Annotated in this window: 1 protein-coding gene and 1 pseudogene; both read right to left on the reverse strand. The window is 68.4% G+C overall.

Features of this window, described 5'->3' with window-relative positions; all coding sequences use genetic code 11:
- On the reverse strand, positions 1 to 360 hold a 360-nt coding region (locus BFF76_RS22895), incomplete at its 3' end, for a type II 3-dehydroquinate dehydratase (RefSeq protein ID WP_065848964.1).
- Positions 357 to 662, reverse strand: a pseudogene (locus BFF76_RS34015) (3-dehydroquinate synthase); the annotation flags it as partial. The gene BFF76_RS22895 and the pseudogene BFF76_RS34015, both read right to left, overlap by 4 nt.

The following is a 662-nucleotide window of genomic DNA, read 5'->3' on the forward strand; positions in this document are numbered from 1 at the left end:
TCCGGCCAGGGGAGCGATGACGGACTCGTGCCGGAACTGCTCACGCGCCCAGACGTTCGAGAGGTGCACCTCTATCCACGGCCGGGGGTAGTTGGCCAGGGCGTCCCGCAGGCTCCAGCCCGCGATCATCAGCGCGCCGGGGTTGACGATCGCGCCGACCGAGTCGTAGTTGTCCTGGATCGCATGGATCAGCTCGCCCTCGGATTCACGCTGGACCGAGACCACGTCCCAGCCCCGCTCCTTCACCTCCTGGGCCACGGAGCGCTCGACATCGGCCAGTGTCGCCTTCCCGTAGACCTCCGGTTCGCGGCGTCCGAGAATCCCAAGGTTGGGACCGTTGAGAAGTAGCAGTGTGCTCATGACGCACCCTTCGTGTCGGAGGTGGATGTGCGGTCGTCCTGAGGGCCGGACCCCATGGCGGCGAGTGTCTCGGCGACGACGTGTTCCGGGACGTCGTGCACCAGCTCCGGTCCCCGCGGTCCGTCCAGGACGAACGACAGGCCGGTGGTGGCCTTCTTGTCGAGCCTCATCAGGGCGATGAGGCGGTCCGGGACCAGTCCGGCCGGAAGCTCCGTGGGCAGCGAGTAACTCGCCACGACCGTGCGGTGTTCCGTGACCCGCGCCTCGTCGATACGGCCCAGCGCTCCCGCCAGCCGTCCGGC

It is taken from the genome of Streptomyces mutomycini, assembly GCF_001700505.1.
Taxonomy (GTDB): Bacteria; Actinomycetota; Actinomycetes; order Streptomycetales; family Streptomycetaceae; genus Streptomyces; species Streptomyces mutomycini.